This window comes from Pseudobutyrivibrio xylanivorans DSM 14809, assembly GCF_900141825.1.
Taxonomy (GTDB): Bacteria; Bacillota; Clostridia; order Lachnospirales; family Lachnospiraceae; genus Pseudobutyrivibrio; species Pseudobutyrivibrio xylanivorans.
In genome coordinates, this window is sequence record NZ_FQYQ01000004.1 from 128844 (window position 1) to 150510 (window position 21667).

Sequence of the window (21667 nt, forward strand, 5' to 3'; positions counted from 1 at the left end):
TTGTGAAAGCAATTGTACAATTAAGTTTTTCTTTATATTCTTTAAGTGGGAGCATATTGTTTTGTGATAGGAGGCAATATGGAACTTAAGGATAGACACGTATACGAAAGAAATAAACTTGCATTTAAGTTTGGAACCATAATAATGGTGTTTGAAGTTTTATCGACTATCGTCTACCAGGCAAGTCGAGTAGGCTTTTTGACCACCAATGTTATGTTAGTTATTCAGGCTTTAATTGCAGGTTTTTTTATTTATAGTTATCTTCGTTACAGCAAAAGAAACCGCGGAAAATATCTGATGATGGCATCTCTTATAGGCAGCTACTTTGTAGTAATGCTGGGAAGTGTTCACATCACCTATATTTGGGCTTTTGGACCAGCTCTTCTGATTGAGGTTTTGTTGTTCGCGGATAATACGTTGACGTTGGCCACAGCAGCATTGGTAGTAGCAATTAACGCCGGATATCTTCCTCTTTTCTACAAGTATTCAGTAGAAGTTGAAGATAGAAGGCATGCAGTTTCGACGGATTTAGTATTTTCGATTTTGATTAGTTTGATGGCAATTTTCTATGTACGCCTTAACAGTAAGCATAATGGGGAGTCCTTGGAAGAGATTGAAGAAGGTGCAAGACTGCAGGAAGAAAATGCAAGAGTAATGAAGGAGATTGGTGAGCAGATTGCATCAAAGCTTGAGGATGCCAATGAGGCAATGGAAGGCTTGGCTGCAAAGGTCACATCTTCTGCAGAAAGTGCTCAGCAGATTTCTGCCTCTGTTACCATGACAGCTGAGGCTATCCAGACTCAGACAGAGATGAATTCCAATATTACAGAGTCACTTGAGAATATCGCACATCAGTCGAGAGCCATGCGACGTAATGCTGATGAGGTTACAGACAATATCAGTGATGGTAATTCGTTGGTACAGGAGCTTAGAAAGAAGTCAGAAGAATCATCAGCAATAAATGCTGAAACAGCCACTATGACAGCTGATTTGCAGCAGTCTGCTGATACAGTTAAGGATATCGTAAGCACGATTCTTGATATCAGTGGACAGACAAACCTGTTAGCTCTTAATGCATCTATTGAGGCAGCTCGCGCTGGTGAGGCTGGTAAGGGATTTGCAGTTGTAGCTGATGAAATCAGAGCTCTATCAGAGCACACAAAAGAGTCAGCAGAAGAGATCGCAAATACGATAGATGAGCTTATTAAGAAGGTAAATATCGCATCTGATAATATGCAGCGTTCAGTCGATTCTGCATATCAACAGGGTGAGATGATTGTTGAGACAGGGGATAAATTCAAGGAGATTCTTGAAAAGGTATCAGATTTAACAAGGCGTGCGGCAGTTATTTCCGATGATGTTGATTCCTGCGTAGATGCAAACACAAAGGTAATGGATGCAATCAGCAATCTTTCAGCTACATCTGAAGAGGTGGCTGCATCAGCAGAATCAAGTATTACAATTAGTGAGGATTGCGAGAATGATATGAAGAGTACAGAAGATATACTTCATGCAATCCTTGAGATTAGTAGAGCGAATAATTAATAATGGAAAAATAGTGGGGCCTGAGGCATTTGCTTCGGGCTCTTTTTCATTGCGTACAAGCAAACAAATGTTTGAATTATTTATAGTCTGTGCTATAATGATTCATGTACAGTTGGCTTATATTTTAGGTGACGATATGGATTTTAAATTACATTCAAATTTTAAGCCTACAGGCGATCAGCCTCAGGCTATAGAGGATTTGGTCCGTGGTTTCAAAGAGGGAAATCAGATGCAGACACTTCTCGGTGTCACTGGTTCTGGAAAGACCTTCACCATGGCCAATGTTATAGAACAGCTGAATAAACCTACACTTATTATTGCACACAATAAGACATTGGCAGGGCAGCTTTATTCTGAGTTCAAGGAATTTTTCCCAGAAAATGCAGTTGAATATTTTGTATCATACTATGATTACTATCAGCCAGAGGCGTATGTGCCTAGCACTGATACCTACATCGCGAAGGATTCTTCCATTAATGATGAGATAGATAAGCTGCGTCTTTCTGCTACAGCATCCTTGTCGGAAAGAAGAGATGTTATTATCGTATCTTCTGTTTCTTGCATCTACGGCATTGGTGAGCCAGACGATTTCCAAAATATGATGGTTTCTCTGCGCCCTGGAGATTTTAAAGATAGGGACGATGTCATTCATGAACTTATCAACATTCAGTACATGCGAAATGACATGGATTTTGCTCGTGGTACATTTCGTGTTCGTGGAGACACCCTCGAGGTTATTCCAGCAAATACCAGCGATTATGGTATACGCATAGAGTTCTTTGGTGATGAGATAGACCGTATATGCGAAACAGAAATCATGACAGGTCAGGTGAAGCGAGAGCTGGAGCATGTGGCCATCTTCCCAGCCAGTCATTATGTTATTCCACAGGATAAGATTAATTCAGCCTGCGCCAGCATTGAGGCAGAGCTGGATGAGAGAATCAAATATTTTAAATCAGAGGATAAGTTAATCGAGGCTCAGCGAATTGGTGAGCGTACTAACTTTGATATAGAGATGCTTCGTGAGACAGGCTTCTGTTCCGGTATCGAAAATTATAGCCGTCACATGACTAATCAACAGCCAGGGGAGCCACCAAAGTGTCTTATAGATTACTTCGGCGATGATTTCCTTATCATCGTGGACGAGAGTCACATTACATTGCCACAGGTTCGTGGTATGTTTGCGGGAGATCAGGCCAGAAAGCGTACTCTTGTGGAGTATGGTTTCCGCCTTCCATCAGCCCTTGATAACAGGCCACTTAACTTCGGTGAGTTTGAATCAAAGCTGGATCAGATTATGTTTGTTTCAGCTACTCCTGGAGATTACGAGGAAGAGCACGAAATGCTTCGTACTGAGCAGGTTATCCGCCCTACAGGCTTGCTTGATCCAGAGGTGGAGGTTCGCCCTGTAGAAGGCCAGATTGACGACCTGTTCAATGAAATCAAGAAAGAAACAGCAAAGAAAAATAAGGTTATGATTACCACCCTTACAAAGCGTATGGCAGAGGACCTTACAGATTATCTGGCAGAGCTTGGCGTCAGGGTTAAATACATGCATTCCGACATCGACACCATGGAGCGTGCGGAAATCATCCGTGACCTGCGACTGGATGTGTTTGATGTACTTGTTGGAATCAATCTTCTTCGAGAGGGTCTGGATATACCAGAGATTACTTTGGTTGCTATTTTAGATGCGGATAAGGAAGGCTTCCTTCGAAGTGAGCGTTCATTGATTCAGACTATTGGTCGTGCTGCTCGTAATTCAGAGGGCCATGTTATTATGTACGCCGATACCATGACAGAATCAATGGAGAAGGCCATCTCAGAGACCGAACGTCGTCGCGAGATTCAGAAAGCTTACAACGAGGCAAATGGAATCACGCCTACAACAATCCAAAAATCTGTCCGAGAGCTTATCTCCATTTCCAAGGATATTGCAAAGAAGGAGATGCAGTTTAAGAAGGACCCAGAAGAGATGGATAAGCAGGAGCTTGAAAAGCTTATTGCAGATATTCAGAAGAAGATGCAGAAGGCTGCTGCAGAGCTCAACTTCGAGGCTGCCGCAGAGTATCGTGACAAGATGGTTGAACTTAAAAACATGTTGAGGGAACTATGAAAGAAAAGAAATATATAAAAATTAAAGGGGCCAACGAGCACAACCTTAAGAACATCAGCATAGATATTCCACGTGATGAGTTTGTAGTGCTTACAGGCCTTTCCGGCTCAGGAAAATCATCCTTAGCCTTTGATACAATCTTTGCCGAGGGTCAGCGCCGCTACATGGAGTCATTATCCAGCTATGCCCGCCAGTTCTTAGGCCAGATGGAAAAACCAAATGTGGAGCACATGGAAGGTATGCCTCCTGCTATCTCTATTGATCAGAAGAGCACAAACCACAACCCACGTTCTACAGTTGGAACAGTTACAGAGATTTACGATTACATGCGACTTCTCTATGCCCGTTGTGGTGTGCCACACTGTCCAAACTGTGGCAAGCCTATCAGCAAGCAGACAGTTGACCAGATGGTAGATGTGATAATGGCATTGCCTGAGCGTACTAAGATTCAGCTTCTTGCTCCAGTTGTAAGAGGCCGAAAGGGTACTCATGAAAAGCTTTTTGAGAAGGCAAAGAAGTCTGGCTATGTTCGTGTAAACGTTGATGGAAATGTTTACGATTTATCCGAGGAAATCTTATTAGATAAGAATATAAAGCATAATATCGAGATAGTTGTTGACCGTCTTGTTATCAAGGAAGGCATCGAGAAACGTCTTACAGATTCTATCGAGGCAGTGCTAAAGCTGGCAGAGGGACTGATGATTGTAGATGTTATTGATGGTGAGCCTATCAGGTTTTCTGAAGGATTTTCATGTCCTGATTGTGGAATCAGCATCGATGAGGTAGAGCCACGAAGCTTCTCATTCAATAATCCATTCGGTGCGTGCCCAGAGTGTTTTGGTTTGGGATATAAGATGGAATTTGATGAGGATTTGATGATTCCTGATAAGAGTCTTTCTTTCAATGGTGGCTGTGTTCAAGTTATGGGATGGCAGTCATCTAATAAGAAGGGCAGCTTTGCCCATGCTTTGCTTGAGGCACTGGCGTCTGAATATGACTTCTCACTGGATACACCATATAAGGATCTACCAGAGAAGATTCGTCACATGTTTATTCATGGATTTGATAAGTCAGTGGATGTTCACTATGAAGGGCAGCGTGGACGAGGTGTATATCCTACAGTATTTGAGGGATTAATTGAAAACGTTAATCGCCGATATAAGGAGACATTCTCGGAGTCTGCCAAGAGAGAGTACGAGGAGTTCATGTTCTACAGTGAGTGTCCTTGCTGTCATGGACAGCGATTAAAGAAGGAGTCACTGGCTGTTACTATCGACGATAAAAATATTTTTGAAATGACTCAGTATCCTATCCACGAGCTTTATGATTTGATTGAGAATCTTCAGCTTACAGAACAGCAGAAGAAGATAGGTGCAGTGGTACTTAAAGAGATTAGAAATAGATTGAAATTCATGGTGGATGTGGGATTGGATTATCTCACCCTTGCCAGAGCTACAGCTTCTCTTTCAGGTGGAGAGGCTCAGCGAATCCGCCTTGCTACGCAGATTGGTTCGGGCCTGGTTGGCGTAGCCTACATTTTGGATGAGCCATCTATTGGCCTTCACCAAAAGGATAATGACAAGTTATTAGCATCCCTTAAGGGATTGAGAGACCTTGGAAATACGCTGATTGTTGTAGAACATGATGCGGATACCATGAAGGCGGCGGATTATCTTGTGGATATCGGACCTCGCGCAGGCAAGGATGGTGGAGAAGTGGTTGCTGCCGGCACACCTGCAGAGATTATGGCGAACCCTAATTCCATCACAGGTCAGTATCTTAGTGGAAAGCTTTGCATCCCTGTCCCTTCTGAGAGAAGAGAGCCAAAGGGCTGGCTCACAATCAAAGGTGCTAGAGAGCACAACCTTAAAAATATCGACGTAGATATTCCACTTGGAATAATGACTGTTGTTACTGGTGTATCAGGTTCTGGAAAGAGTTCCCTTATCAACGAGATTCTTTACAAGGATTTGGCTAAGCGCCTTAACAGAGCAAGAAAGATTTCTGGAAAGCATGATGATATCCTTGGTGTTGAGGCCTTGGATAAGGTTATCGATATTGACCAGTCACCAATTGGACGTACACCTCGTTCAAATCCTGCCACTTACACTGGTGTATTTGATCTGATTCGTGACTTGTTTGCAGGTACTACCGAGGCAAAGGAGCGTGGTTATAGCAAGGGAAGATTCTCATTCAATGTGAAGGGCGGCCGCTGTGAGGCCTGCGCAGGTGATGGTATCATCAAAATCGAGATGCATTTCCTTCCTGATGTGTATGTGCCTTGTGAGGTCTGCGGTGGAAAGAGATATAATCGCGAGACTCTAGAAGTTCATTACAAGGGTAAGACAATATACGATGTATTGGATATGACAGTGGAGGAGGCTTGCGAGTTCTTCAAGAACGTACCAAGCATCTACAACAAGATTCAATGCCTATATGATGTAGGACTGGGCTATATCAAGCTTGGTCAGCCATCTACTACACTTTCAGGTGGAGAGGCTCAGCGAATCAAGCTTGCTACAGAGCTTTCACGCCGTGCTACTGGAAAGACAATTTACATATTAGATGAGCCTACTACAGGATTACACTTTGATGATGTAAATAAGCTTGTGGAGATTATGCGCAAGCTTTCTGATTCTGGAAACACTGTTGTTGTAATTGAACACAATCTTGATGTTATTAAGTGTGCAGATTACATCATTGATATGGGTCCTGATGGTGGCGACCGAGGTGGCACAGTCATTGCAAAGGGTACTCCGGAGGAGATTGTGAAGGTTAAGAAGAGCTATACAGGACAGTATTTGAAAGAGTACTTGAATCCTTAAAGATTTCGTATATAATAGAAAAGTAAAAATGCGTAAATCTGTCCAAATCGGACAGTTCTAGAATATACAGAAATTAGAAAGGAATAAGAAAATGGCAGGTTCAGATATCGGAATTGATTTAGGTACAGCTAGCGTTCTTGTATATGCAAAGGGCAAGGGCGTTGTTTTAAAAGAGCCTTCAGTAGTGGCTTTTGATAGAGATACTAACAAGATTAAGGAAATCGGTGAGGAGGCACGTCTTATGATTGGACGTACTCCTGGTAATATTGTGGCAGTTCGTCCACTTCGTCAGGGTGTTATCTCTGATTACACAGTTACAGAAAAGATGATTAAGTACTTCGTACAGAAGGCAATGGGCAAGAAGAGCTACCGCAAGCCTCGTATTGCTGTTTGCGTACCTTCTGGTGCTACAGAAGTAGAGAAGCGTGCCGTTGAGGATGCAGCTTTTGCAGCAGGCGCACGTGAGGTATCTATCATCGAGGAGCCTATCGCAGCAGCTATCGGTGCTGGTATCGATATTTCACTTCCAATGGGTAACATGATTGTAGATATCGGTGGTGGTACAGCAGATATCGCTGTTATCTCACTTGGTAGCTCAGTTGTCAGCACATCTATCAAGGTTGCTGGTGATGATTTCGACGAGGCTATCGTTCGTTACATGAGAAAGAAGCACAATCTTCTTATCGGTGAGCGTACAGCCGAGGATATTAAGATTAAGATTGGTCGTTGCTTCCCACTTGGCGAGGCAGAGACTATGGATGTTAGAGGAAGAAACCTTGTTTCAGGTCTTCCAAAGACTATTACAGTATCTTCAGAGGAGACAGAGGAAGCTCTTAAGGAATCCACAATGCAGATCGTTGAGGCTATTCATTCTGTTCTCGAGAAGACTCCACCAGAGCTTGCAGCTGACGTTGCCGACAGAGGTATCGTACTTACAGGTGGTGGTGCACTTCTTCGTGGTCTTGAGGAGCTTATCGAGGACCGCACAGGGATTAACACAATGACTGCTGATGAAGCTATGACTTGCGTAGCTATCGGAACAGGTCGTTATGTAGAGCTTTTATCAGATTAATTTTATACGGGTAAATATTTATAACCCCAATTGTTAAAATTTTTAACAGTTGGGGTTATTTTTATTTTAAAGTCTCCGATAACCTAGATGTAGAATATTGTAAAGGTATGACTTCTTGTGGGCTACTTAAGGAAAAAGCCCACAAGAACTTGGCTTTGCCAAGCAATATTTTCTTTCAGAAAATATTGGTCCATGTCCGGTTCTTGATTTTCTGAAGAAAATCAAAAACCTTTGCTTTTTAGTAGGGGGCTCACATGGTAAAAGGACTCTATACAGGCTATACCGGAATGGTAAACGAGCAGAGAAGAATGGATGTTATGACTAACAATCTTGCCAACTCTGCTACCACAGGATATAAGAAGGAAGCTATGATTGCCCAGGCTTTCGATGAGCGTTTAGCAATCAAAATCAAAGATACATCCCATTTACACAATGCACCAGAGGGAATCGGATACATTTCACTTGGAACAAAAGTAGGTGAGACTTATACAAACTGGGACCAAGGCGCATTCCAGATTACTGATAAGGATTCTGATGTGGCGCTGGCAGGAAAAGGCTTCTTTGCTATTGAGTTCACAAACAAGGCTGGCGAAACATCTATCAAATACACAAGAGATGGTGCATTTGTAGTAGATGTGGACGGCTACCTAAGAACAGTTGATGGTGATTATGTTCTCACACAGGATGGAGCGATGAATTCACAGGGTGGAGAGGACAATTACGTACAGATTGATCCTAATCTCAAATATCAGATATCTCCAGACGGAACCATTCGACAGAATGGAGAAGAAGTTACCACTATAGGTGTTATAGATATCGAGAATTACGATTATATAAATAAATATGGTGAGAACCTCTACGATTTAATCGACGGTGGAACCATCATTGAAAGTGAAGCATCAGTTCAGCAGGGTATGCTGGAAGCTTCAAATGTAAACGTAATTGATGAAATGGTTAGCATGATTACAATAGCCCGTGCATATGAGGCAGGTCAGAAGATGATTCAGACTGAGGACTCAACGTTGGAAAAGACATGTAATCAGGTTGGCAATGTATAGGAGGTAGCTAGATGGTAAGATCGCTTTGGTCCGGTGCTTCCGGAATGAAAGGTCAGCAGATTCAGGTTGATACAATAGCTAACAACTTAGCCAATGTTAATACCACAGCCTATAAGGCACAGTCGGCACAGTTCAAGACATTGCTTTATCAGACGCTGGAAGCTACCAGTACAAACGCTCAGGGTGAATCAAAGCCTACAAGTGCACAGGTTGGTTTGGGAACAAGAGTAGCATCTTTGAATGCTAACTTCACCCAGGGTGCTCAGATGGCTAACGATAGCAAGACTGCAATGTGTATCATAGGCGAGGGCTTCTTCGCAGTTCAGGATGGAGATGAAACCCACTATACACGTAATGGTAACTTCACATGGGCAATAGGTCCAAATGGTGATAAGGTCCTTACAACAGCTGAGGGCTATCAGGTTCTTGATCAGGCTGGACAGGTAGTAACACTTCCAGCAACAGCAGGTGAGCTTGGTTTTGCAGTAAATATTGATGATGGTTCTTTATCTTACAAGGACGCAGCAGGTAATATCATTCAGACAGGCCAGTCTATTGCTTTATATCAGTTTACTAACCGAGTAGGACTTAATAAGATTGGCGAGAATCTTTACGACGAGTCAGATGCTTCTGGCGAACCTATCAGCGAGTGGAACACTCAGGGAGTTATTCGAAGCCAGATAGCACAGTGCTATTTGGAAGGTTCAAATGTAAATGTAGCTGATGAAATGGTAAATCTTATCATTGCGCAGCGTGCATATGAAATGAATTCAAAGGCTATTACCACTTCAGATACCATGCTGGAGCAGGCTAATAATTTGAAGAGATAATGTTACTGAATAGCAGCATTATTAGAAAATAAAAAGGGATAGTAGCTGTTGTTTGTCACGAAAGGGGACGAAAAAATGGATGTAACAGGAATGAGCACGTATTTGCAAACACAATACGCGAATCAAACTAAGGCAAATGCTGAGGCAACTGCCAAATCTGTCAATGGAATTTCAAAGGATTCCAGTAAAGAAGAAATCACCAAGGCGGTAAAGGATTTCGAGACCTACATGATGGAACAGGTTATCAAGCAGATGAAGGAGACCTTCGTAAACGAAGACGAGGATGAGGACACTACAATGTCCCAGTACAAGGACCTTTATCTTGACCAAGCCATAACCCATATCGCATCACAGCTGGTAGATCAGATAGGTGGTTCTGTAACAGATGACTTCGTAGAGCAGATTATGAGAAACTACGGCATCACAGGAACATCTAGTCAGGCTGTCGAGAACACAGGTCTCAACAATGAAGATGTATCTGACGATATAGCGAAGGCTAATTCTTCTACAGTGCAGTCAGTTCAAAGTTAATATGATCTTGATTACATGCCACCCAGAGATTCTGGGTGGTATTTTTGTGTCAGTAATCTATGTGAAAATAGATATTATTAATCTGAAATTGAATTCCATATATATGAGTATCGCAAATCAATGGTAAAGCGCTATTTCACAAGCTCTAAGTGATAAAATAGAAGCAGATTTAAAAAGTGATTATCGCAAACCAGCTGATTTAACGGCTTTGCTAAATGTCTTGTGATAGAAATCTATGTAAATTCATAAAAAATCCTCATGAAATGATTGGAAAAATGCAAATATCTATCACTAATGATCGAGAAAGCATTATCACTTCGTGGGTTTGCGATAAGGATAAGAAGAAAAAAGGGTGTTGAGTATCACTGGATTGACTATTATGGTTGAAACTCCGTAAATTTGCGATAGCGAATAAAGGTAATATGAGAAAGAATATTATTAAGACACTTGCAATGGTAACAGTAGTAGGTACACTTCTTGGTACTACAGGACTTACAGCATTTGCTGCAGAAACAGCAGGCATAACTTTAACTTGGGAAGATTAAAAAACAGATTATTTAAAGGCTGTCATTAAATTGATAGTCTTTTTGCAGAAATAAAAATAATGTCCTATATATATTATGTGAAGCTAGAGTTATTAAAAGTTGGGGACAAGACGATTAGTTGCAATAATATAACTTTCTGTTGACGCAGAAATAAATCTATGTTATCTTAATCTAAATCATTAATTTCTAAAATATTTCTTCAAGAAAATCAGATTTTTCCCATTGTAAAATTTACAAATTAAAACAAAATAACAGGAGGCGATAAGCTATAGAAAAATATTTTGAAAACCAAATAGAGTCGATAAATCAAGAACTATCAGCAATAGATGACGAGATACAAAAACTTCCATCAGGGGAATTAAAGGTGTATCCCAATAATTATTCATATAGATGGTATTTAGTTGATGGGGAGGCAAGACAGTATCTTCCGCGAAAAGAGAATAAGATAGCAGAAGACTTAGCATTAAAGAAATATTATCAATTGAAAAAGAATGCCTTGCTCGAAAAGCGAGAGAACATTATGAAAAGGCAGTGTGAATCATATGACGATAACGAAAAGTTACATAAGTTCTTAAACAATGAAGGCTATATTCAATTGATTGGGCATTTGCTTAGTGGAGATAGCTTTACCGAAAAAACTAAGTCTGTTTGGGCAAATGAAGAGTATCATACCAATCTCAAATACTCTGAACAGCTAACACATTTAGGTCCATCAGGGACGTATCTTAGATCAAAATCAGAAGTCTTCATAGATATGGCATTGACACAGCATGGAATTCCGTTTAGATATGAGTGCGAGCTGGCAATTGATAATCATATATTCTATCCAGATTTTACAGTATTCAATCCTGCTAATGGAGAAATCATCTATTGGGAGCATTTTGGAATGATGGATGATGAGGATTATGCTAGAAATGCATTCAGTAAATTAAAGATATTTTATGAACATGGGTTGATTCCAGGGGAAAATCTTATTATGACCTTTGAAACAAAGTCGAAACCTTTCACATATTTTGATGCAGAAACGGCTTTGAAGCAGCTGAAAATGTAATTGATTAAATTGAAGTTTTGTGTATCGCAAATTAACGAGCCTTAGCTATCTAATGAGTGCCACGCGATAGAAAACCACTTCATATTGAACAAGATACTATCGCAAATCAACAAGAACATAGGACCTTCAGGATACATAGTGATAAAAAATTGATGAAATCTTTATAAAAATACTAAAAAGCGCATGCTAAATAGAAAGAATCTATCACTAAGAAGTCTATAAGAAACATAGTGTCGTGCTCTTGCGATAAAATATTTTAGAAAAAGAACTTCAAAGTATCGCAAGAAGTAGGTAGATGCTAGATTCTTTGTTGGTTTGCGATAATAGAAGATGCTAGAAATATAAGAGAAAGGTAACTATAAAAAATCAATAAGGATTATGGTAATATATATCCCATGGAAGAAATAACAGGATACGTAGAAAATATAATATATAGAAATGCCGATAACGGCTATACAGTGCTGGATTTTGTGGTAGATGAATTCCTGATTACCTGCACGGGAATATTCCCCACTGTAGGTGAAGGAGAAAATCTCCTACTCAGAGGTGATTATGTAGATCATCCTACCTATGGTAAGCAGTTCAAGGCTGTAAGCTATGAGGCGGTGGCGCCTACAGATGCTGCATCAATGGAAAGATATCTTGGTTCTGGTGCAATCAGAGGAATTGGTCCGAAGCTGGCAGCCAGAATCATAAAGATGTTTGGTGATGATACTTTCAGAATCATAGAGGAAGAACCAGAGCGCCTAGCAGAGGTAAAAGGAATTTCCATCAACAAAGCTATGGAGATTTCAGATCAGATTGTAGGTGCCAAGGATATCAGAAATGCCATGATTTTCCTTGATAGATTTGGACTTCATGGAAATAAGGCTATCAAGATTTATAACCGATTTGGAAATGATATCTACAATATAATCCAAAGTAATCCATATAAGTTGGCAGATGAGGTGGCAGGAATAGGTTTTAAGACTGCTGACGAGATAGCAAGCCAGGTAGGAATCAAGGTTGATTCAGAGTTCAGAATTAAGGGCGGCATTATTTACGTTCTCACTCAGGGCGCCAGCTTTGGTCATACATATCTACCAGAAGATGTCCTTGTAGATAAGTCAGTGGAATTGCTTAAGGTGGACGGAGAATCAGTTTCAGCGCAGATTATGAATCTGGCAATGGATAAGAAGCTGATTATCAAGCGTGATCCAGAGGGTAATCGACAGATTTATTCCAGAGCATTTTACCGTATGGAGGAATCCATTGCAGGAATGCTGAAGGATTTGAATGTGACCTACAAGGTAGATAAGGAGGATTTGGAGAAGGTCATCCGCCGCATTGAAAAGGAAGGCGAGTTTCAGCTGGATGAGCTGCAGAAGGATGCAGTGCTTGCAGCAGTAGAAAGAGGTTTCTTCGTTCTTACTGGTGGTCCTGGTACAGGAAAGACTACCACTATCACTACCATGATTCATATATTTGAGGAAGAAGGTTACAACATCTTTCTTGGTGCACCAACTGGCCGAGCTGCAAAACGAATGAGTGAAGCTACAGGCTATGAGGCTCGAACTATCCACAGAATGCTTGAGGTTTCAGGAAGAGTGGGCGATGACGATGATGACGTAACAAGCTTTGCCAAGTTTGAGAGAAACGAGGACAATCCTTTGGAATGCGACGTCATTATCATTGATGAGATGTCAATGGTGGATGTGTCTCTTATGTTTGCGTTGCTTAAGGCTATTTCTCCAGGCACCAGACTCATTCTTGTCGGTGATGAGCATCAGCTACCAAGTGTTGGTCCTGGAAATGTTTTAAAGGATATTCTGGCATCTGGTGAATTCACATCAGTAACTTTAGAGAAGATTTTCCGACAGGCTCAGGAGAGCGATATTGTCATGAATGCCCACAAGATTCACCAGGGAGAGCATGTGGTACTGGACAATAAATCAAAGGATTTCTTCTTCCTGAAAAGAGATGAGGCAGATACCATCATCAACGTTATGCTTACTCTTGTAAGGGACAAGATGCCAAAGTATGTTGATGCTGGTATCAGTGAGATTCAGGTGCTTACTCCTACCAGAAAGGGACTTATCGGTGTAGAGCGTCTGAACACAATTTTACAGCGTTTCCTTAATCCAGAATCTCCTGAAAAGAAGGAGTGGAAGGGTGACACCAGGCTTTTCCGAGAAGGTGATAAGGTTATGCAGATTAAGAATAACTATCAGCTTGAATGGGAGGTCACAGGCAATTACAACATCACTTTGGAAAAGGGCGTTGGTGTTTTTAATGGCGATGTGGGAATAATTAAGGATATCAATGACTGGGCAAAAACTGTTACGGTAGAGTTTGAAGAAGGCAGAAAGGTTGTATATCCGTTTGCTAATCTGGATGAACTGGAGCTTGCTTACGCTATCACTATCCATAAGTCCCAGGGTTCGGAGTATCCAGCAGTGGTTATGCCTATTATGGAAGGGCCAAGGATGCTGATGAATAGAAACATTCTATATACTGCCATTACCCGAGCAAAAAAATGCGTCACCATGGTAGGCGACGCAGATGTTTTGTATTCTATGATTGATAATGTTTCTCAGGCTAAACGCTATTCTGGTCTCAAGGACAGAATAGAAGAAGCTTTTAGAGAATCGATTTTATAAACTTATCGCTATAAGCACTATCAGCTAAATTGATGATTTCACCTTCATCCAGCTGAACTACAGGTCGTGAAAGGTTTGATTTATTGATATAAACCACACGGCCTGTTTTTGCGTCGTTAAGCATTACACGGCTATTGTTATAGGTGTTTGCAATATGCTCAAGGAAGGTAAGGATGAATTTTGTATTAAATTTCTGTAAGCCTTCCTTTTCGAATTCACTGATTACCTGGAATGAGCACAGAGGATCACGATGAGCTCGTGCTGAGGTCATGGCATCATAAACATCAGCGATAGCAACAATGCTTGCAAAATCATCTATTTCATCTTCCTCCAAGCCTCTTGGATAGCCGCTGCCGTCACATCTTTCGTGGTGCTGCAAAGCCGCATACAAAATTCTTGGGTCAAAGCCTTTATCATTAAGAATCTTTTTGCCTAGAGTGGTGTGAGTCTTCATAACAGCAAACTCTTCTGCTGTTAATTTTTCAGGCTTATCAATTATATTCTTTGGAATCTGAGTCTTACCAATATCATGAAGGAGACCTGCAAGAGTTAAAAGATTAACGTCCGCAAGAGGCCATTTCAGCCATTTTCCAATAACACGGGAAATAAGCCCAACGTTTAATGAATGAGAATAGATTGGGTCCTCAAGATTTCTCATATTGCTGAGCATATTTAATAGCTCAATTGTTGTCTTGGATTTAAAAAGAGACTCACAATTCTTAAGCATTTCCTCTGTGGAACATTTATTGCCATTTAAAATGTCGTCAAAATTCTTCTGAAGAAACGCTATATTAATGGCATAATCCGACTGGAATTTTTGGAAAGCCGGAGAAGCCTTTAATCTTTGTGTGTAAGGGATTTGCGTGTTTGATTGTTTTACTGTTTCTTTTGGTTGAGATAGGCTGGATGTCTTTTTCTTTTCTTTTGGAGCGGCCTTTGGGTTTTCTGGTTCTGGCTCTGGCTCGGGTGCTACCTCAACAGGAGCTTCCTCTTCTACATCCTCCACGGTGGCAGACTCTATCTTATAGAAAGTGAGCTTGGCAATCATTTGAGGCGTAAGCTTTTCCCCAGCCTTAATAATGGTCTGCCCTCTTTTTGTAACCACTGGTTCAGCTACAATCATATTAGGTTCAAGTTTGTCTACTGTTAAAGTTGTCATCTTAAGACCTCACCTATTGTATATACAATTTAATTATAATAATAGAAAAATCTAAAGACAATATAGTTCACAGTACTTACAAATTTTAAACTTGTGAATTGTCCGTGAAATAAGACAAAAACAGCAATATAGTTGTTGTTAAAGGATGATTTGGGGAGTATACTATCTTTACCTAAGTATGTGCTTAGGTTAGTTTCATTTTTTAAAATTTCATAGAAAGAGAGTCGAAAATGGAAAAGTTACTTTTTACTTCAGAGTCAGTAACAGAAGGCCATCCAGATAAGGTATGTGATGCCATATCTGATGCCATCCTCGATGCTTGCTTAGCTGAAGATCCAATGAGTAGAGTAGCTTGTGAGTCATGCTCATGTACAGGTTTCGTACTTGTTACAGGTGAGATTACCACTAAGGCTACACTCGATGTTCCAGCTATTGTTCGCAAGACTCTTCTTGAAATCGGTTATGACGATGGAAAGAAAGGCATTGATGGAAACTCTTGCGCTGTTATGGTCGCTCTTGATCAACAATCCGCAGACATTGCAATGGGTGTTGACAAGGCTCTTGAGGCAAAGGAAGGCTCACTTACAGACGACCTGGATACAGGCGCCGGTGACCAGGGTATGATGTTCGGTTACGCTACTAACGAAACAGAAGAGCTCATGCCTTATCCTATTTCTCTTGCTCATAGACTTGCTCTACAGCTTGCAAATGTTCGCAAAGACGGTACTTTAAAGTACCTCAGACCAGATGGAAAGACACAGGTATCTGTAGAGTATGACGAAGCTGGCAAGCCAGTTAGACTTGAAGCAGTAGTTTTATCTACTCAGCATGACGAAGACGTTACTCAGGAACAGATTCACGAAGACATTAAGAAATATGTCTTTGATCCAGTCCTTCCAAAGGACATGATTGATGATAAGACAAAGTTCTACATCAATCCAACAGGCCGCTTTGTTATCGGTGGCCCACACGGTGATGCAGGTCTTACAGGCCGCAAAATCATCGTTGACACTTATGGTGGATATGCTCGTCACGGCGGCGGTGCTTTCTCAGGAAAGGACTGCACAAAGGTAGACCGCTCAGGTGCTTATGCAGCACGTTACGTTGCAAAGAACATCGTTGCAGCAGGCCTCGCTGACAAGTGCGAGATTCAGCTTTCATACGCTATCGGCGTTGCAGAGCCAACATCAGTTATGGTAGATACATTCGGAACAGGAAAGGTATCAGATACAAAGCTTGTTGACATTGTTCGTGAGAACTTTGATCTTCGTCCAGCTGGTATTATCAAGATGCTCGACCTTCGTCGTCCAATCTACCGTCCAACAGCAGCGTATGGTCACTTTGGTCGTACAGATGTTAAGCTTCCATGGGAGCAGACAGACAAAGCTGCGGTATTAAAGAAATATCTTTAATATTTTACTTATGTTATAATTTAGACAGTCCTAAGAAATTGGGGCTGTCTATTTTTTTGAGGTGTATTCCATGAAACTAAAACACAGACTTATAATTTCATTTTTCATAATCGCCATCGTTCCTATCATCATGTATGTGTTACTGCTATTGAGTGGTAGGTTTGATCGCACTTTACTGAAATTCGTAATTGCGGAAATGCTCATTATGGCATTCACTGCGTTTATGATGGTTACATGGGTATATGGTGGTGTGGTTATTCAGCTGAAAAAGCTGATACGAGCTGCCAATAATATCAAAGAGGGCAATCTGGATTACAGTGTTGCCAGCACAGGCACAGATGAAATGAGCGAGCTTTGTAATTCATTCGAGGATATGCGTGTTCGCCTTAAAAACAATGCCAAGGATAGGCTGGAGGATGAGGCAGAGCAGAGGGCATTGATTTCTAACATCGCTCATGATCTTAAGACTCCTATCACTGCTATAAAGGGCTATGCAGAGGGTATGCTTGATGGGGTGGCAGACACTCCGGAGAAGCAGGAGAAATACATCAGAACTATCTACAATAAAGCAAACGAGATGAACACTCTTATCAACGAGCTTACATTATATTCAAATATTGATACAAACAAGATTCCATATAATTTCCAAAAGCTAAACCTAAGCGCATATTTTACAGATTGCATTGAGGAGCTTGGAATGGATTTGGAGAATCAGCATATCCGCCTGGATTACTCTAATTTTGTTGACCCTGATGTGCAGATTATTGCAGATCCGGAGCAGCTGGGTCGAATTATTCATAACATCGTCAGCAATTCGGTGAAGTACATGCGTGCTGATGTACCATCGAGAATTGGCATCGTTATTAAGGATGTAGGAGATTTTGTTCAAATCGAAATTGCTGATAATGGCAAGGGAATCGCTACCCGGGATTTGCCATATGTCTTTGATAGATTTTATCGTGCAGATACATCGCGGAATTCTGCAGCCGGTGGAAGCGGCATAGGTCTTTCTATTGTTAAGAAAATAATAGAGGATCATGGTGGCAAGATTTGGGTTACAAGCAAGGAAAACGAAGGCACTACCATGTACTTCGTAATTCGTAAATATATAGAGGAGGTCTATAATGAGTAGAATACTTATTATTGAAGATGAGGAAGCAATTGCTGAGCTTGAGAAGGACTACCTGGAGCTTTCAAACTTTGAGGTAGATATAGAGGGCGACGGTGAGAAGGGCTTACAGAAGGCACTGGCCGGAAATTACGATATGTACATCCTGGATTTGATGCTTCCAGGAATTGATGGCTTCGAGCTTTGCAAACGAATCCGCGAGGTAAAGAATGTGCCTATTCTCATGGTTACAGCAAAGAAGGAAGAAATCGACAAGATTCGTGGACTTGGGCTTGGCGCAGATGATTACATCACAAAGCCATTTTCACCAAGTGAGCTTGTTGCCCGTGTAAAGGCACATTTATCAAGATACGAGAGACTGGTTCAGTCGCCAAATATCCAAAAGGATGAAATCAGCATCCGCGGTCTTAGAATCGACAAGGCCAGCCGTAGGGTATGGATTAACGGTGAGGAGAAGATTTTCACTGCCAAGGAGTTTGATTTGCTTGCATTCCTGGCAGAAAATCCTAACGTTATCTACTCTAAGGAGCAGCTTTTCGAAACACTTTGGGGAGAGGAATCTATCGGTGATATCTCCACAGTTACTGTGCATGTTAATAAAATAAGAGAAAAAATCGAGCTGAATACTTCAAAACCTCAATATATCGAAACAATCTGGGGTGTTGGTTATAGATTCAAAGTCTGATAAAATATAATTATCACTTGAGGGGGTGTAATGATATGGAAGTTTTATTTGAAGATGACAGCATCGTAGTGTGCTATAAACCAGCAGGTCTTGCAACACAGACTAGAAATATAGGTGAAAAAGATATGGAAAGTGAGCTTTCCAACTATCTCAAGGCAAAGGGGGAGAGCCCTGAGATTCACGTGGTTCACCGTTTGGATCAGCCTGTTGAAGGCGTTATGGTTTTTGCAAAGACAAAGACCGCAGCTAACAATCTTACAAGACAGATTGCTGAGCATCAGTTTAAAAAGCATTATTATGCAATCATTACAAGAGAGTCATTCCCTGATGAAGGGGATTTAGTGGATTATCTGGTTAAAGATAATCGCACTAATCTTTCAAAGGTCGTTTCTGAGAACGACCCTAGAGCAAAGAAGGCATCTCTTCGTTATCATACAGTTGATGAGTGGGATGACAGAAAGCTACTTGATATAGAGCTTCAAACAGGCCGCCATCATCAGATTAGAATACAGCTTGCCAGCAGGACAGCACCAATTTTGGGGGATGTTAAATATGGTGGAGTTTCTACTGGACATAATTTGGCTTTGTGTTCTTATTCAATTGGATTTACACATCCTACATCTGGCAAACCTGTGGAGTTTCAGGTCAAGCCAAAGGGAGAAGATTTTCTTGACAGTAAAATAGCAAACTAGTTGATATAACGGGGGGTTACAATTGATTAAGCTATATGTATCGGTTTTTTTGCTAACAGCATTTATTATGCTGGTGTGCGGAGTCTACATAGCTACCAAGCACACAATAAAGCAAAATAAACTCAATATTTCCATAATGCAGCTGCTGGCTGTTGGAATTGTTGCGTGTCTGACATACAGTCATGCTATTTCCGTGCGTACAGAATTGGCAGCTGAGTTTGGCTATGCGTTTTATTTCATAAGCATAGACTGGATTCTTATTACATTTCTTTTTTATTCCAGACAATACACGAGAATATGGATAGATCGGTATGCATCAGGGTTGATTACGGCTACCATTGCTGTTCTTGACTCAATCAGCTTATTCTTCAACTACAAATGGCATCATGCATTTTATTTGGAGAAGAAAGAATTTGATGGAGAATGGTTCTACGCATTTAGAATAAATGATTATTATGTGGTACATCTTGTATTCTGTTACATTCTTGTAGCCATGATAATAATGATTTTTATTCAGAAATCATATTTGACTAGTGGTTTCCACAGAAACAGATATCTTTCAATTTTGGTTATCTTTGTGGGAATTATTTTACTTGATATCGTGTATTTATTTTTTAACTACCCTGTAGATATTTCTATCTGCCTGTATTCTATTGCATCGATTTTTGTTAGCTATTACACGCTTTTGTATAATCCAAAAACCTTCGTTGAATACATGCTTAGCACCATTACTGAGAGGATGGAATGTGCTCTTGTTTCTTTTGATGAAAACGACAACTGCATTTATTCCAACCAGCAGGCAAACAGAATGTTTTCTCCAGGGGGAGATACAAAGCTTATAGAGGATAGATTTAAGAGATGGCGAGAGGGCAGAGAAACAAATTCCATCTCTAATACCAACTGGAACGAGATATACAATTTTAATGGAGATGAATATCGTTTTGATATCCATTTTAATAAAATTTACGATAAGAGAGGTTTCTATTGCGGATGCTACTTCTCCTTCTATGATGTGACAGGTGATTTCCTTGCGTATGAGGAGGAGAAATACCGTTCTACTCATGATGCATTGACAGGTGCCCTTAACAGGGAAAGCTTCTATGAAGAAGTTAGAAATATTCTGGATGAAAATCCTGAAATAGACTATGTAATGGTATGCTGCGATATCAAAGGCTTTAAGCTAATCAATGATGTCTTTGGCGTGGATAAGGGTGATGAGCTTTTGGTACGTTGCGCTGATACTATTCGTGAAAGGATTTCAGTTGGTGCAACCTTTGCAAGACTTGAGGCAGATCGATTCGCTGTGTTGGTTCCAAAGAGTCGCTACAGTGAAGAAATCTTTATGACCGGAATGAATCAGATTAGCCATTCTCTGGATAATTCTCAGTATAGAATGGTCATCCTTGCCGGTGTTTATGATATCTTTGACAGAGAGGCTCCTGTTGTTTCTATGTGTGACGGTGCATTCCTTGCAATTGAATCAATTAAGGACAGCTTCAAGAATGCCATTGCATATTATGGCGACATGCTTCGCCATGAATATATGACCGAGCAGAAGATTTTGGCAGAGTTCGAGACAGCCCTTCAGACAGGTCAGTTTGCCATGTTCCTGCAGCCTGTAGTTACTGTGGATGGTAGAACTACAATGGCAGAGGCGTTGGTTCGTTGGATACATCCGGACAGAGGCATTATTGCACCACCATCCTTCATTCCACTTTTGGAAAAGACAGGATATATCTACAAGCTTGACCAGTTTATTTGGGAGCAGGCGGCTAAGAGACTTGCATACTGGTCATCCTTGGGACATGAGGAGCTTTCTATTTCAGTAAATATCTCTGTAAAGGATTTTTATTACATGGATATTTATGAGACGCTGGTATCAATTGTTGAGAAATACCATATTGAACCATCTAGATTAAAGCTGGAAATAACAGAGACTATCTTCATGACTGAGAAGGAACGTCAGATAGATATTATGGCTTCCCTTAAGGAGTATGGTTTCCTTATTGAGATTGATGATTTCGGAAGTGGATATTCTTCTTTGAACATGTTGAAGGAAGTACCTGCAGATATTCTTAAGATGGATATGGCATTCCTTGCGATGGATAAAAATATCACAAGGGGTCGCAAGATTGTTAACACAATTATTACCCTTGCAAAGGCTCTGGGGATGATGGTTACAATTGAAGGTGTGGAAAATGAGGAGCAGCTGAATTACCTAAAGGGAACAGGTGCTGATTATCTTCAGGGCTACTATTTCAATAAACCACTTCCAGTTAAGAAGTTTGAGGAGTTATATTTATAAAAAACATGAAAATACTTACAGGTCCACTCCATCTAAGGGGTGGACTTGTTTTGTATAATCCTTTATAATAGTG

Annotated in this window: 16 protein-coding genes; 15 read left to right on the plus strand and 1 reads right to left on the minus strand. The window is 40.8% G+C overall.

The window, feature by feature from the left end:
• Window positions 1–78: 78 nt before the first annotated feature.
• The 10 genes from BUA88_RS04700 to recD2 all read left to right on the plus strand — a co-directional run bounded on the left by BUA88_RS04700 (window position 79) and on the right by recD2 (window position 14212).
• Window positions 79–1545, plus strand: coding sequence for a methyl-accepting chemotaxis protein (locus BUA88_RS04700; RefSeq protein ID WP_072913395.1), 1467 nt, complete (start codon window positions 79–81; stop codon window positions 1543–1545).
• A 136-nt stretch (window positions 1546–1681) separates the two neighbouring features.
• A complete protein-coding gene (gene uvrB / locus BUA88_RS04705) occupies window positions 1682–3661 on the plus strand; it encodes an excinuclease ABC subunit UvrB (RefSeq protein ID WP_072913496.1) in 1980 nt (659 codons plus the stop codon).
• Complete coding sequence (gene uvrA / locus BUA88_RS04710; RefSeq protein ID WP_072913399.1) at window positions 3658–6486, plus strand: excinuclease ABC subunit UvrA; 2829 nt, start codon at window positions 3658–3660, stop codon at window positions 6484–6486. The genes uvrB and uvrA overlap by 4 nt, the downstream gene beginning before the upstream one ends.
• Before the next feature lie 91 nt (window positions 6487–6577).
• Window positions 6578–7558: a rod shape-determining protein gene (gene mreB / locus BUA88_RS04715; RefSeq protein WP_028247576.1), complete on the plus strand. Its 981-nt coding sequence runs from the start codon at window positions 6578–6580 to the stop codon at window positions 7556–7558.
• Window positions 7559–7812: 254 nt separating this feature from the next.
• Window positions 7813–8616, plus strand: a complete 804-nt coding sequence (locus BUA88_RS04720; protein ID WP_072913402.1) for a flagellar hook-basal body protein — start codon at window positions 7813–7815, stop codon at window positions 8614–8616.
• Window positions 8617–8627: 11 nt separating this feature from the next.
• On the plus strand, window positions 8628–9446 hold the full coding sequence (locus BUA88_RS04725; RefSeq protein WP_072913405.1) for a flagellar hook-basal body protein: 819 nt from the start codon (window positions 8628–8630) through the stop codon (window positions 9444–9446).
• Window positions 9447–9521: 75 nt separating this feature from the next.
• The gene (locus tag BUA88_RS04730) at window positions 9522–9977 is read left to right on the plus strand and encodes a hypothetical protein (RefSeq protein WP_072913408.1); all 456 of its coding nucleotides are present in this window, start codon (window positions 9522–9524) and stop codon (window positions 9975–9977) included.
• Window positions 9978–10399: 422 nt separating this feature from the next.
• Window positions 10400–10522: a hypothetical protein gene (locus BUA88_RS16595; protein WP_278335516.1), complete on the plus strand. Its 123-nt coding sequence runs from the start codon at window positions 10400–10402 to the stop codon at window positions 10520–10522.
• Between the two features lie 364 nt (window positions 10523–10886).
• Window positions 10887–11573, plus strand: coding sequence for a hypothetical protein (locus tag BUA88_RS04735; protein WP_083572397.1), 687 nt, complete (start codon window positions 10887–10889; stop codon window positions 11571–11573).
• A gap of 395 nt (window positions 11574–11968) precedes the next feature.
• On the plus strand, window positions 11969–14212 hold the full coding sequence (gene recD2 / locus BUA88_RS04740) for an SF1B family DNA helicase RecD2 (RefSeq protein WP_072913414.1): 2244 nt from the start codon (window positions 11969–11971) through the stop codon (window positions 14210–14212).
• On the opposite strand, the gene BUA88_RS04745 is transcribed toward recD2, so the two are convergent.
• Window positions 14193–15371: an HD-GYP domain-containing protein gene (locus tag BUA88_RS04745; RefSeq protein ID WP_072913417.1), complete on the minus strand. Its 1179-nt coding sequence runs from the start codon at window positions 15369–15371 to the stop codon at window positions 14193–14195. The two genes, recD2 and BUA88_RS04745, sit on opposite strands and share 20 nt — an antisense overlap.
• 230 nt (window positions 15372–15601) lie before the next feature.
• On the opposite strand from BUA88_RS04745, the gene metK reads away from it, so the two are divergent.
• The 5 genes from metK to BUA88_RS04770 all read left to right on the plus strand — a co-directional run bounded on the left by metK (window position 15602) and on the right by BUA88_RS04770 (window position 21594).
• Complete coding sequence (gene metK, locus BUA88_RS04750) at window positions 15602–16783, plus strand: methionine adenosyltransferase (protein WP_072913420.1); 1182 nt, start codon at window positions 15602–15604, stop codon at window positions 16781–16783.
• A gap of 70 nt (window positions 16784–16853) precedes the next feature.
• Window positions 16854–17915, plus strand: a complete 1062-nt coding sequence (locus BUA88_RS04755) for a sensor histidine kinase (RefSeq protein ID WP_072913423.1) — start codon at window positions 16854–16856, stop codon at window positions 17913–17915.
• Window positions 17908–18597 carry a response regulator transcription factor gene (locus BUA88_RS04760; RefSeq protein WP_072913425.1) on the plus strand — a complete coding sequence of 230 codons (690 nt, stop codon included), beginning with the start codon at window positions 17908–17910 and terminating at the stop codon, window positions 18595–18597. Before BUA88_RS04755 ends, BUA88_RS04760 begins: the two co-directional genes overlap by 8 nt.
• A gap of 35 nt (window positions 18598–18632) precedes the next feature.
• Entirely contained in the window at window positions 18633–19289 is a 657-nt protein-coding gene (locus BUA88_RS04765; RefSeq protein ID WP_072913427.1) for an RluA family pseudouridine synthase, read from the plus strand.
• Between the two features lie 22 nt (window positions 19290–19311).
• On the plus strand, window positions 19312–21594 hold the full coding sequence (locus tag BUA88_RS04770; RefSeq protein ID WP_072913429.1) for a GGDEF and EAL domain-containing protein: 2283 nt from the start codon (window positions 19312–19314) through the stop codon (window positions 21592–21594).
• The last annotated feature ends 73 nt before the right edge of the window (window positions 21595–21667 follow it).

What these genes read in the sequence shown, in the direction of transcription:
- BUA88_RS04760 (WP_072913425.1), top strand. Translation starts at nt 17,908, where the DNA reads ATGAGTAGAATACTTATTATTGAAGATGAGGAAGCAATTGCTGAGCTT.
- uvrA (WP_072913399.1), top strand. Translation starts at nt 3,658, where the DNA reads ATGAAAGAAAAGAAATATATAAAAATTAAAGGGGCCAACGAGCACAAC.
- BUA88_RS04700 (WP_072913395.1), top strand. Translation starts at nt 79, where the DNA reads ATGGAACTTAAGGATAGACACGTATACGAAAGAAATAAACTTGCATTT.
- recD2 (WP_072913414.1), top strand. Translation starts at nt 11,969, where the DNA reads ATGGAAGAAATAACAGGATACGTAGAAAATATAATATATAGAAATGCC.
- BUA88_RS04725 (WP_072913405.1), top strand. Translation starts at nt 8,628, where the DNA reads ATGGTAAGATCGCTTTGGTCCGGTGCTTCCGGAATGAAAGGTCAGCAG.
- BUA88_RS16595 (WP_278335516.1), top strand. Translation starts at nt 10,400, where the DNA reads ATGAGAAAGAATATTATTAAGACACTTGCAATGGTAACAGTAGTAGGT.
- BUA88_RS04765 (WP_072913427.1), top strand. Translation starts at nt 18,633, where the DNA reads ATGGAAGTTTTATTTGAAGATGACAGCATCGTAGTGTGCTATAAACCA.
- BUA88_RS04745 (WP_072913417.1), bottom strand. Translation starts at nt 15,371, where the DNA reads ATGACAACTTTAACAGTAGACAAACTTGAACCTAATATGATTGTAGCT.
- BUA88_RS04755 (WP_072913423.1), top strand. Translation starts at nt 16,854, where the DNA reads ATGAAACTAAAACACAGACTTATAATTTCATTTTTCATAATCGCCATC.
- BUA88_RS04720 (WP_072913402.1), top strand. Translation starts at nt 7,813, where the DNA reads ATGGTAAAAGGACTCTATACAGGCTATACCGGAATGGTAAACGAGCAG.
- metK (WP_072913420.1), top strand. Translation starts at nt 15,602, where the DNA reads ATGGAAAAGTTACTTTTTACTTCAGAGTCAGTAACAGAAGGCCATCCA.
- mreB (WP_028247576.1), top strand. Translation starts at nt 6,578, where the DNA reads ATGGCAGGTTCAGATATCGGAATTGATTTAGGTACAGCTAGCGTTCTT.
- uvrB (WP_072913496.1), top strand. Translation starts at nt 1,682, where the DNA reads ATGGATTTTAAATTACATTCAAATTTTAAGCCTACAGGCGATCAGCCT.
- BUA88_RS04730 (WP_072913408.1), top strand. Translation starts at nt 9,522, where the DNA reads ATGGATGTAACAGGAATGAGCACGTATTTGCAAACACAATACGCGAAT.